The sequence below is a fragment of the Acinetobacter sp. NyZ410 genome (assembly GCF_022828975.1).
GTDB lineage: Bacteria > Pseudomonadota > Gammaproteobacteria > Pseudomonadales > Moraxellaceae > Acinetobacter > Acinetobacter guillouiae.
The window spans coordinates 3,760,361-3,772,645 of record NZ_CP094620.1 but is presented as its reverse complement, the minus strand read 5'-3'; the positions used below and the strand labels follow the sequence as shown (position 1 = coordinate 3,772,645).

Here is a 12,285-nt window from a genome sequence, read left to right as displayed (position 1 = left end):
TATTTTTTAAAAGTGCCAATGCAATCAGGTGATGACATGGCACATAGGATTGATATACGAAGAAAGTGTGAGTGCATTAAAAAATGCTTTGATACTCACCTAACTCAACTTGAACTGATTTGATACGGGTGTAATGCCCAAGTGTGGTTAAACCATTTTCACGGCCGACACCTGATTGCTTATAGCCACCCACTGGCATTTCAGCAGGGGATTCGCCCCATGTGTTGATCCAGCAAATACCTGCTTCGATTTGATGAATAATGCGATGTGCTTTGGTGATGTCTTGAGTCACAACACCTGCTGCTAAACCAAAAGTGGTGTCATTGGCACGACGAATGACTTCTTCTTCAGTTTCATAACTGAGAATGCTCATGACAGGACCAAAGATTTCTTCTTCAACAATGCGCATATCATCTTGGCAGTCACTGAAAACTGTCGGTAACACATAAGCACCTTGCGCCAATTCAGCTTCTGTCGCACGGCCACCGCCAATCAGCAGTTTGGCACCTTGTTGTTTGCCTGACTCAATGAAAGACAAGACTTTTTCCATATGCGGGAAGCTGGTGAGTGGACCAAAGTTGGTTTGCTCCGCCATTGGATCGCCGATACGGATTCGTTTTACCCGTTCTACAATAGCGGCTTCAAAATCTGCCAACAGGGCTTTTGGAACAAAGACACGTGTACCATTGGTACAGACTTGACCTGAACTAAAGAAGTTTGCCATCACCGCAATGTCTGCTGCACGATTGAGGTCAGCATCATCACAAATAATTAAAGGGGATTTACCGCCGAGTTCCATGGTCACTTCTTTGAGTGTAGAACCTGCGGCACTTGCCATAACTTTCTTGCCTGTTTCAACACCACCAGTGAAAGAAATTTTTTCAATGACTGGATGTTCAGTTAACCATTGTCCAATCTCACGGCCTGCACCTTGTACCACGTTAAATACGCCATCTGGTAGTCCAGCTTCAGTATAGATTTCAGCAAGTTTGAATACGCTCAGCGGTGTGGTTTCACTTGGTTTAAAGATCATGGCATTCCCAGCAGCTAGCGCAGGGGCAGATTTCCATAATGCGATTTGAATTGGATAGTTCCAAGCACCGATTCCCGCGACAACACCAAGCGGTTCACGACGGGTATAGAAAAAGCTTGATTCACGAAGCGGAACTTGCTCTCCCTGAATTGCAGTCGCGAGACCTGCATAATATTCGAGTACATCAGCACCGGTGACAATATCAACGGTCGATGTTTCGCTATAGGCTTTACCTGTATCTAGGGTTTCTAAGCGAGCGAGTTCATCATTACGCTCACGTAAGATGTCGACAGCGCGACGTAAAATACGAGAACGCTCCATCGCTGTCATTGCGGCCCAAATTTTTTGACCTTGTTGTGCGCTTTGAACAGCCGCTTCTATGTCTTGTTGTGATGCTTGTTGAAGGGTTGCGATCACTTCACCGTTGGCAGGGTTAATACTGGTAAAGGTCTTACCACTGGTCGCTGCTACATAGCGACCATGGATGTACAATTGATGAACTTGTGAGTCACTCATTCTGTCTCTCCTGCAAAGGTTTTTTCGCAAATTGCAATTGCGTTTTTACATAATCGTAAGCAATGGAACGCGCCAGCTGGCTGTCAAATTCATCATGACTGCTTAAACTGCCACGTAACCATAATCCGTCAATCAATGCCGCTAAACCACGAGCGGCAATGCTTGCCTGTTCTTTGTCCAATAACTTGAGAAAGTGAAACTTCAAGTTTGAATACAGGCGTTGATCATTAATTTGTTGCAAGCGCCCAAGTTCGGGTAGGTGCATGCTTGCAGACCAAAAGTCTAACCAGATGCGCATGGCTTGTTTATTGACCTGACTAATATCAAAGTTAGAATCAATAATTGCTTTAAGTTGGCTTTCTGGATGCTCGTCTGCTTCAGTTTTATTTTGGTCGGTTTTGCGACGTAAAACATTCAGCATTTCTTGCATGCAGGTATTTATTAATCCCTGTTTATCACCAAAATAGTGACTCACAATACCTGTGGATAGCTCGGCTTTCTTTGCGATTTGTGCAATGGTCATATTGGATAAGCCCACTTCATAAATCACATCAAATGCGGCGTTAATAATTTCTTCACGTCGCACATGCTCTGGTTTGACTCTACGTTTTGTCATGTATATCCACTTAAAGTGCTGAAAAGGCACTTTTTATTTAACATTACTCAATGTAGAACATCTTAGCATTTTTTTATAATACTTTTTATTGATTGAACGTTCAATCAATAAAAAGTATAATCTGCAAAAATCAATAATTTTTTGATGAGTAATAAGAAGTGTAAGTGTATACATCAACATTCTGATCCATCAGGATGTTCAGTAAAAATAGTACATATCCTATTATTTTTTAAGAAAATACACCGATTGCAAGGAGCAATAGCATGGTGTCAAATAGCCATAAAGGATATTCATCCGAACGGATTCGATTAAATTTATTTGTGTTTGGAAGTTCTGCAATCAGTATCGGTATTTTTGGCCTATTGTTTGTTTTATTTCCAGAAAGAAGTCAGTTTTGGCTGACCTATGTGCAAGAGCAGGCCAATCAACTCTTTGGTTGGTATTACATGCTGGTGATTGTGGCATGTCTGGGTTTTGTCGGATGGTTGGCTTTTTCACGTGCTGGACAACTTCCACTTGGAAAAGATGGCGATAAACCTGAGTTTGGTTACTTGGCTTGGGTGTCTATGCTGTTTTCAGCAGGTATCGGTATTGCCTTACTGTATTATGGTGTTGCTGAACCTGTCGATCATTTCTTAAGACCACCTGAAGGCGAGGGCGGCACAATCCAAGCTGCCAGAGATGCCATGATGTATAGCTTTTTACATTGGGGTATACATGGCTGGGTGCTCTATGCCTTATTGGGTGTGACCTTGGGCTATTTTGCCTTTCGCTTAGATTTACCTCTGGCTTTACGTTCTGCACTTTATCCAATTTTTGGCGATCGGATCTATGGTTTGATCGGAGACTTTGTGGATGGCTTTGGGATTTTAGCCACGGTGATTTCTTTAGTCACCAACCTAGGTATTGGTGCACTGGTGTTGGTTTCGGGCATCAGCTATTTAGTCCCAGCCATTCCAGACAACAATGTAACTCTGATCGCAGTGGTATTGGTGATGATGTCTGTTGCGACCATCACCACAGTGGTGGGGATTGAAAAAGGACTGGCTTGGCTTTCACGGATTAACTTACGTTTACTCTATGCGTTATTGTTATTTGTGTTCTTAACAGGACCCACCAATCATTTACTCAATGGTTTGGTACAGAACGTGGGTGACTATCTCAACCATTTTGTCGCGAAAAGTTTTGATGTGTATTTATACAATCCACAAGCGAAAGGCTGGCTCGGTTCTTGGACGGTGTTTTATTGGGCTTGGTGGATTGCTTGGGCACCTTTCGTTGGGATGTTTATTGCGCGTATTTCAAAAGGGCGTACCATTCGTGAAGTGGTCTTGGGTGTGTGCCTGATCCCTTTAGGCTTTACTTTGGCTTGGATTTCCATTTTCGGAAATACTGCAATTGATTTAATTTTGAATCAAAAACAAAAAGTTTTGGGCGATATGGTTCTTACCGATCCAGCTTTGTCTTTGTTTAAATTGCTCGAATATTTACCTTTTAATCCTTATGTGGCTGGGATTGTTGTGGTGATTTGTTTTGTACTGTTCTTGACCCCAGTGGGTTCGGGTACGCTGATGATTGCAAATCTATCTACAAAAGGTGGAAGCAATGAAAGTGATTCACCGATTTGGTTGCGAATTTTCTGGTCTGTGGTGATTACGATTGTCAGTATTGGTTTACTGTTAGCAGGTAGTTTCCATTCGATGCAAAGTGCCGTGGTGCTATGTGGTTTACCATTCTCGGTGATTATTTTGCTGTATATGTTTGGTTTAACCAAAGCAATTAATCAGGACTTAGCCAGCCCGCAACCGCCACAAGCTGTCAATAAAACGACTGATTCTTCTGAACCCGTCTAATAAAAGTCAGAAATTAAGGTCTGTTGACAACTCGTCTACACAAGCTGAGCAATGAATAATAAAAAAGACTCGGATCGTGAGATCCGAGTCGGCTGCTGTTAATTGTGTCCAATCATTATTGAGTTAGGCCATAATAAAGCCAGAACATCGATCTCAAGAATTGATTTTCATTTCAAATACTCCCTCTAAATAACCATCTTAAGAAAAGTGTGATGGATCTATTTAAGTGGGGCAATGGCTTGATTTAAACAGGCATATCTAGATCATCAAATGTTTCTAACGTTTTACCTTGTTCTAGATGTTTTTGATAATATGCGACTCGGCTCAGATCTAATGTTGAGCTGGACATGCCGACATTCCAATAGCCCGCCACACGAATATCATCTTTACTCAAATGACTGTGTTGGGTAAACAGCTTACGTATCGCTCTTGCTTCATTACGTTCACAGGCTGCCCAAATGCTTATATCTTCACGATCTTTAAACTGCTCGGCAACTTTAAGTAGCATGCCCAATTTACCCGCTTGCTGTGGTTTTTCCTGATGGAGTAAATGCATATTTACTCCATGATGTTTTGGCAAATCATCAATAATATTGGCTTCACAACTTTCAATATAAATCTCTCCCTGAATCCCCGTTTGCCAATGCTGTAAAATTGAATAGACGGCAGGAATGGCGGTTTCGTCAGCAAACATCACAACACATTTGCCTGGGGTAAAATTGGGGATGAAGTGCGGTCTTGGGCCCGTAAGTTGAATTTTAGTGCCAATTTTTGCTGAATCTAGCCAAAGCATTGCTGGACTTGGGTCAGCATGTAGAACAAAGTCAATTTCAATTTGACGGGTACTTGGATCAAAGCAACGCACGGTATATACACGTGATATAGGTAAGCTGTCTGCTTGTTGATGCACTTCTAAACGAATGGCAAGGTTGGGTGTTGTCCATAAGTCTGGCTGTGTTGTATTGATTTCCCCCCGAATACGTACAATTGAAGGAAAAGGATGAGAAATCGCCGTTATCGTCATCTCAATGACTTCCAGATTCCGCATATGATCATCTTGTTTCAGTATCGTTTTTTGGTCTGATACTGTTTTTTTGTCTGAAACCGTTTTTGGGTCTTGTACTATTTTTTGATCTGATGTCGTTTGTTGTTGGCTATTCATTATTAAGTCTACCTATATTTATTGAGCAATAAACCACAATTGCCTTTCTTTCAGTGCTGAGCGGATCGAGAAGATCAGCATGGTGTTAAATGTAAAATATAATCATTATCATTTAAAGGGCATTTATGTTTAAATTACTTGTATTTTAATTTTAGTAATTGATTTTTTGCGGAGAGAGGTACGATTGTGAGGCGTTGTAGTATTGAGCAGGCTCATAGTTTATTTTAATTACGTGAAAAATATATTAATTTTAATCTTATAATTTTCTATATAGTCAAATCACCTAATTATTTCATACAAGTGATTTGCATCAAGTCATTGAGCATAAATGAAGCTTATGTTTTTGTATTAACTTTTAAAAATTGTTGGTTATCAATTCATTTTTATACTTTTGAATCATAGCTGGTGATCCTACCGTGAGGCGACATGGATGTCGCCGTTGGGCGGGGGTACAGGACGTACCCCTCGCCCAATAGAAGATTTTTGTCACTTTTCATCTCTGAAAAGTGAGGCATCGCCTACGCAAAGGGATTTAAACTTTGAATGTAAGATGTGGCAGTGTAAGCTTTTATATAATTAAACAATATTATTTCATCATATGTTTGATTTAATTAAAAATATTAATTAAGAGAAATTATATTATTGTGTCTGATTTTTTTTGACAGGTTGACTATATTTGCCGTGCATTTTCTGTCATTGGCCTTAAAAATTAATCTTAGATCGATGCATTTATCATTTTTTATACAAAGCAACTTCAAGCAAAACGACTTCAAGCAAAAACATAGCTCGCTTGAGGAGATGTATTCTACTTTACTCAACTTTATAGCCTTAAACATCAGGGCGAAACAGTGCTGTGCTATCAGTTGTGCAATAAAATCTTTAATCTCATTGAGCCTAAAGTAATTTTAAAAAATATGCGCGATGCTGACTTTGTTCAGGCAATAATTCCAGTACCCGTTGTATTGCATCATTACGTTCAGGAAGACGACTAATAATTTTTAAAAGCGGGTCAATATCCTGAATTTGATAAATCAGATGACTTAAACGCGCATCGAAACAATCACGCCATGTGGTCAAGAAAGGGCTTTCTGATTTGGCCAAAAAACTACCTTTGTAAAGTGAAAATGTACTGGCGAGAAAACCTGCATTGAGGGACTGTTCAGCTCTGGTAAAGTCGGTTTGAATCTCACAAACTAACTTATAAGGGCGCGATAAAATACAGTTGGGGAGCAAAGTGCGTAATTGTGACATTTCTGCTTTTAAAGTTTTTTCACTAATGTCCCGATCACCGTATAAGGCATAGTGCAGTTCATCTAGGTTAATACCTTCTGGGTGTAACACAAGAATGCATAGAATTTCAATTTGTCGATGGGTCAAAGTTAAAAGCTGTTGGTTAAATTGAACTTTAGGTGTACCAAAAACTTTGAGATAAAGCATGTTTTTTTGTTCAAATTGAATCGCACGTTGAACCAATTCTGCGCAGCGCTCTACAGCCAATACACCCAGTGAAGTATGCTTCTTGTACTTGGTCGATAAATTAATCACACCATGAAATTGTCCAGATACAGGGTCAACAATCGGCGCGGCATAACAAACCCAATCCTGTACACTATTCATCTGATTTTCATGTGAATAAACACAGCTAGAGAGATGATTATTTAAGGCCAAACCAATCGCATTTGTACCGACAGCCTGTGTTGACCAATGTCCACCTTCGACAAAATGCACTTGTTCCGCCGAGGAGAGCATAGCACGGCTGCTCCATGTCCAAAGTAATGTCCCATGATGATCTGTGATTCCAATTGCCATTTCAGAATCATCTGCAATTTTTAGTAAATCCGCATAATTATGTTGAAGAGAACGACGAAACAGTGATGGTTCTGGTTCGGGAGGTAAAGCGAGAAGTGGCGCAGCAGTGACGGATTCGATATTGACAAAATGTGTGGTCTGTAAACGAAGCGCTTGTGGCTGTAATTGATTCAATAGCTTCATATCATATTCCTTTATGATGAATGGTTATGCCATTAATACCTTGTATTCTTTTTTATTAATTCATTTGTCTCACTTTAGAAGCTAATGTTTCACTTTGAAATGAGTTTTCTGCTCACAAATGTTAAATAAAGTTACCAATAAAAAGACAGCGTATTCTTTTTAGTACTCATTGTTTAATGTTTAGGCGTCCATATTCACTTTAACACTGAATCATCCTAAATTTCTGTGGCAATGTTTTCCCGTGTAAACGGCTTGGGTACAGGTTCGCCCTTGTATTGACGATCAGCAAAATAGCTGGAACGAACCATTGGCGCACTCCATATATTTTTAAACCCTAATAACTCACCATGTGCTTGATAATGTTCAAACTCTTTCAATGAAACAAAACGATGTATTGGGGCATGAGATTTAGACGGCTGTAAGTATTGACCAATGGTGACATAGTCCACCTGATAGTCACTGAGATCATTCAGCAACACAATAACTTCTGCTTCGACTTCACCCAATCCCACCATCAAGCCGCATTTCGTTGCGATGTCTGGACGTAGATGCTTAAACCGTTTTAACAGTTCCAAGGAATGTTGATAATCTGAACCTGGACGCATTGCACGGTACAAACGAGGGACCGTTTCAATATTATGATTAAAAACATCTGGCGGGGTTTCACTCAGAATGTTGAGGGCAACTTCTAATCTGCCTCGAAAATCAGGGACTAAAATCTCAATCAGCGTATCTGGACTACTTTTACGGATTTCTCGAATACATGCAGCAAAGTGTTGTGCTCCACCGTCAATAAGATCATCACGGTCTACTGAGGTAATCACCACATAGTTTAAATTTAGATTTTTAACGGTTTCTGCTAAATATTTCGGTTCATCAGCATCTAAAATATTGGGACGCCCATGAGCCACATCACAAAATGGGCATCGACGGGTACAAATATCTCCCATAATCATAAAGGTCGCTGTTCCACCACCAAAGCATTGTGGCAAATTGGGGCACGCGGCTTCTTCACATACGGTATGTAGTTTTTGTTGACGTAATAAATTTTTAATACGTTGCACTTCTTCAGGCTGGCTGATCTTGGCGCGAATCCATTCAGGCTTTTGTGGGATCTGTTCAGTACTGATAATTTTTACTGGAATACGTGCCAATTTATCTGCACCACGTAGTTTTTGTCCCGTGGTAACTGAAACTTTTAAATCCATTTTAAATAGTCCATTAAATAAAATAATTTAATATAAAATGACATTTTTATCTATGTTGTCAAATATATTTAAAATATTTATCAATATAATAAAAGAGTGCAAAATATTAATATTATAAAATAAAGGTTGGTTAAAGGTTTGATTTTTTAAGTTTTTGAAAATTATAAAAATTTACAAATATTTTTCGCTTTATAACGTACTGTTTTTAATATTTTTATTGTGTTTTATAAAGAAATATTTTTTTAGTCTAATATTAATTTTGAATGAAATAATTTTATATAAATATACGGATTTTAAACACCAGTGTTTATTTTTAAATATATGGTTTTTACTTTTAACTGTGAGCATGAAGGAATAAGTATATGCAATTAACGGAAGAGCAATTGCTAGCAGCATACAGACGGATGCGAGATATTCGTGAGTTTGAGGATCGACTTCACGATGAAAATAATACAGGTGATATTCCCGGATTTATCCATCTTTACAGTGGTGAAGAAGCGGTAGCCGTTGGGATTTGTGAAAATTTGACCGACAAGGATTTTATTACCTCAACCCATCGTGGTCACGGCCACTGCATTGCCAAAGGATGTGATATTCACGGCATGATGCTGGAAATTTTTGGTAAAGACGATGGTTTGTGCCGCGGCAAAGGCGGTTCAATGCATATTGCTGATTTAGACAAAGGTATGTTGGGAGCCAACGGTATTGTCGGTGGCGGGCCGCCTTTGGCAATTGGAGCTGCGTTAACCGCAAAAACCTTAAAGACGGGTGGAATTGGTCTGTCATTTACTGGGGATGGTGGTTCTAACCAAGGTTTGACCTTTGAAGCTATGAATATGGCTGTGGTTTTAAAACTCCCAGTGATTTTTGTTTTTGAAAATAATGGTTTTGGTGAAGGTACTGCGCATGATTATGCAGTCGGAAGCAAAGACATTGCAGGTCGTGCTGCGGCTTTTGGTATGCCTGCTGAAAAAGTAGATGGGACAGATTTCTTTGCTGTGTATGAGGTCGCCCAAAAAGCTATTGAACGTGCACGTCGTGGCGAAGGCCCAAGTGTGATTGAAACCATTACCAATCGTTTTTATGGACACTTTGAAGGTGACCCAGGACTGATTCGTTCAAAAGAAGAGCTCGATTATGTCAAAGAGCATAAAGATCCGTTGAAAATTTTCCGTGAAAAAGTCAAAGGCAAGATTGCTGAATCCACACTGGATGCAATTGATGTTGAATCAAAAGCCAATGTCGATGCTGCTGTCGCAAAAGCACGTGCTGCCAATTATCCAGAACTTTCTCAACTTCTTACCGACGTTTATGTCTCTTACTAAAGGAATAGTAAAGCAATGCCAAATAAAAGTTATCGAAACGCGATTAAAGAAGCGATTGAATCAGAAATGCGCCGTGACCCAAGCGTGATTGTTGTCGGTGAAGATGTCCGTGGCGGGCATGGCGGTAAAAATACGGATGACAATAAACTCGAAGGCTTTGGGGGCGTACTTGGTGTCACCAAAGGGCTATGGACAGAGTTTGGCTCTGAGCGTGTGATCGATACCCCGATTACTGAATCTGCAATTATTGGAATGGCAGCAGGGGCTGCTGCAACAGGTTTACGACCTGTGGCTGACCTGATGTTTATGGACTTCTATGGCGTATGTCATGACATGTTGTATAACCAAGCGGCCAAATTTCGTTATATGTTTGGTGGAAAAGCCAAAGCGCCTTTGGTGGTTCGAGGCATGATCGGCGCAGGCTTTTCTGCTGCCGCACAACATTCACAATCCCCGTATAACGTGTTTGCTGCTGTACCCGGTTTAAAAGTCGTGGTGCCATCTAGTGCGTATGATGTAAAAGGCTTATTGATCCAAGCCATCCGTGATGATGATCCCGTGGTTTTTTGTGAACATAAATTGCTTTATGACATCAAAGGTGAAGTTCCAGATGAACCATATACCATCCCTTTTGGTGTAGCAAATTACACCCGTGAAGGAACTGATGTCACGATTATTGCGCTAAGTTTAATGGTGCATCGTGCCAATGAAGTTGCGGATAAGCTTGCCAAGGAGGGAATTTCTGTCGAAGTTGTCGATCCACGAACGATTTCTCCACTGGATGAAGAAGGCATTTTAGAGTCTGTTGCGTCAACAGGGCGTGTGGTGATTGTTGATGAGTCTGCTGCCCGTTGTGGTTTTGGGCATGATGTGGCTGCATTGATTGCACAAAAAGGCTTTCATTATCTCAAAGCACCCATTGAACTGGTGACACCACCGCATTCACCTGTGCCATTTTCACCCGTATTAGAAAAACAATGGCTACCAAGTGTAGAACGTATCGAACAGGCTGTACGTAAAACGTTGGAGGCTTAGGATGAGCGAAATTAAAACTTTAGAAATCCCAAAATGGGGTTTGTCGATGGAAGAGGGCACCATTGCCCAATGGTTGATTCAAGCAGGCGAGCAGTTTAGTAAAGGACAAGAAATTTGTGAAATTGAAACCACAAAAATCGTCAATGTCCTTGAAGCACCGTTTGATAGTACCTTGCGTAAAATCACTGCCAATAATGGCGATACTTTAGTGGTTGGCGGGATCATTGCAATTTGTGCAGATGCGCAAGTTTCTGATGCTGAAATTGATGCCTTTGCTCAATCTTTGGCTGGTGCACCTATTGTCAATGAAAGCAAAACTGTTGAAGTGGTTACTGAAAAGCAGACGGCAACTCAGCCTGAAACCAAGACACAAGCTGTGCCTAAACAGAATCGTACTGAGCAGGTATCAAAAGCTGTTGCCCAAAATGGCTATGTAATTCCTGCGGCATTACAAGGTTACCAACATGTTGAGGATGTTTTTGCAACACCGCATGCCTTGAAATTGGCTGAAAAGCATCAAGTGAATTTGGCGCTGGTTTCAGGCTCAGGGCGTGAAGGTCGTATCAGTGTGCAAGACATTCAAACCGCAGTTCAAGCTGCGGGTGGATCATGGCCCGATATTCGACAGCAACCGAGTGGTAAAGTGGCGAAATCTAAAGCAGATGATAGCCAAGTGTTGGCAACACCAGTTGCACGTCGTTTAGCCAAACAATGGGGCATTAATTTACATGACTGCCGTGCCTCAGGCTCCAGAGGGCGTATTTGTAAGGAAGATGTTGAAGCAGTTTATCAGCGTGAAAACCCTGCACCTGCCCAAAACAGCGCTGATGTAACACTGACAGAAACTGCCAAGGTAACCACCATTGCGATGAATGGTATGCGTAAAGCCATTGCTTCACGCTTACAGGCAGCAAAACGCAATGCACCACACTTCCGTTTAACAGTAAATTTAAATGTAGATGCCATTCAGGGATTACGTCAGCAAATTAATGCCACTGTGCCGCAAGTGAAATTGTCAATCAATGACATGCTGATTAAAGCGGCAGCAGCTGCATTGATCAAAGTGCCGCAGGTCAATGTTCAGTTTGATGAAGAGAATCAGCAGATTTTGCAGTTTGATCAGGCGGATATCTCTGTTGCCGTAGCGATTGAGAATGGCCTTATCACTCCAATCATTAAAGCTGCCAATACCAAGTCTTTGGCACAAATTTCCAATGATATGCGTGATCTTGCAACACGTGCCAAAACCGGAAAATTGGCGCCTGATGAATTTCAGGGCGGCAGTTTCAGTATTTCGAATTTAGGTATGCTCGGCGTTCAACAGTTTGACGCGATTATTAACCCACCCCAAGGTGCGATTTTAGCTTTAGGTGCAGCAGAAAAACGGGCAATTGTTGAAAATGAGAACATCGTGATTCGACAGATGGTTACCGCGACCTTGTCTTGTGATCATCGGGTGATTGATGGTGCGTTAGGCGCACAGTTCTTGGCAGCATTTAAGCAGTTTGTTGAAAATCCTGCATTGATTTTGGTGTAGGAGCATGA

9 protein-coding genes are annotated in these 12,285 nt (G+C 40.9%); 4 read left to right on the top strand and 5 right to left on the bottom strand.

Annotated elements, in window-relative coordinates:
* Nucleotides 1–76: 76 nt before the first annotated feature.
* Together betB and betI are read right to left on the bottom strand one after the other, a co-directional pair.
* Nucleotides 77–1,549, bottom strand: coding sequence for a betaine-aldehyde dehydrogenase (gene betB / locus MTO68_RS17890; protein ID WP_004823433.1), 1,473 nt, complete (start codon nt 1,547–1,549; stop codon nt 77–79).
* Nucleotides 1,542–2,165 carry a transcriptional regulator BetI gene (betI, locus tag MTO68_RS17885; RefSeq protein ID WP_004717575.1) on the bottom strand — a complete coding sequence of 208 codons (624 nt, stop codon included), beginning with the start codon at nt 2,163–2,165 and terminating at the stop codon, nt 1,542–1,544. Before betI ends, betB begins: the two co-directional genes overlap by 8 nt.
* 263 nt (nt 2,166–2,428) lie before the next feature.
* Between betI and MTO68_RS17880 the strand changes: the two genes are divergently transcribed.
* Complete coding sequence (locus MTO68_RS17880) at nt 2,429–4,018, top strand: BCCT family transporter (protein ID WP_244013718.1); 1,590 nt, start codon at nt 2,429–2,431, stop codon at nt 4,016–4,018.
* Between the two features lie 244 nt (nt 4,019–4,262).
* On the opposite strand, the gene MTO68_RS17875 is transcribed toward MTO68_RS17880, so the two are convergent.
* The 3 genes from MTO68_RS17875 to lipA form a co-directional block, all read right to left on the bottom strand.
* Nucleotides 4,263–5,180, bottom strand: coding sequence for a siderophore-interacting protein (locus tag MTO68_RS17875; protein WP_279578598.1), 918 nt, complete (start codon nt 5,178–5,180; stop codon nt 4,263–4,265).
* Between the two features lie 894 nt (nt 5,181–6,074).
* Nucleotides 6,075–7,172, bottom strand: a complete 1,098-nt coding sequence (locus tag MTO68_RS17870) for a helix-turn-helix domain-containing protein (RefSeq protein ID WP_004823428.1) — start codon at nt 7,170–7,172, stop codon at nt 6,075–6,077.
* 215 nt (nt 7,173–7,387) lie between these two features.
* Nucleotides 7,388–8,380 carry a lipoyl synthase gene (gene lipA, locus MTO68_RS17865; RefSeq protein WP_244013716.1) on the bottom strand — a complete coding sequence of 331 codons (993 nt, stop codon included), beginning with the start codon at nt 8,378–8,380 and terminating at the stop codon, nt 7,388–7,390.
* Nucleotides 8,381–8,742: 362 nt separating this feature from the next.
* Between lipA and MTO68_RS17860 the strand changes: the two genes are divergently transcribed.
* From MTO68_RS17860 to MTO68_RS17850, 3 genes are read left to right on the top strand one after another with little or no spacing between them, the layout of a single operon-like run.
* Entirely contained in the window at nt 8,743–9,705 is a 963-nt protein-coding gene (locus MTO68_RS17860) for a thiamine pyrophosphate-dependent dehydrogenase E1 component subunit alpha (protein WP_244013714.1), read from the top strand.
* Nucleotides 9,706–9,720: 15 nt separating this feature from the next.
* On the top strand, nt 9,721–10,740 hold the full coding sequence (locus MTO68_RS17855) for an alpha-ketoacid dehydrogenase subunit beta (RefSeq protein ID WP_004717558.1): 1,020 nt from the start codon (nt 9,721–9,723) through the stop codon (nt 10,738–10,740).
* Between the two features lies 1 nt (nt 10,741).
* Nucleotides 10,742–12,277, top strand: coding sequence for a 2-oxo acid dehydrogenase subunit E2 (locus MTO68_RS17850; protein WP_244013712.1), 1,536 nt, complete (start codon nt 10,742–10,744; stop codon nt 12,275–12,277).
* Nucleotides 12,278–12,285: the final 8 nt, after the last annotated feature.